General features: G+C 71.2%; 1 pseudogene. It reads left to right on the forward strand.

The annotated features are described in order from the left end of the window. Positions 1–267, forward strand: a pseudogene (locus tag AMS65_RS20060) (ABC transporter ATP-binding protein); the annotation flags it as partial.

The raw sequence follows: 267 nt of genomic DNA on the forward strand, positions 1-267 counted from the left end.
CGACATCGACGAGGCGCTCAAGCTCGGCGACCAGATCGTCGTGCTCAAGGAGGGCGGGATCCTCGCGCAGATCGGCTCGCCCGCCGAGCTCCTCGCGAACCCCGCGGATCAGTTCGTCGCCGACTTCCTCGGCGAATCGCGCGGCTACCACGCGCTGAACTTCGAGCGCATCTCCGATCTCGCTTCCGAGCCGACGCCCTCGGCGCAGCCCGGGGAGCCGGTCGCCGCCCCCGACGGGGCCTGGGGCGTGATCTGCGACGCCTTCGA

The sequence above is a fragment of the Leucobacter celer subsp. astrifaciens genome (assembly GCF_001273835.1).
GTDB classification, from domain to species: Bacteria; Actinomycetota; Actinomycetes; order Actinomycetales; family Microbacteriaceae; genus Leucobacter; species Leucobacter celer.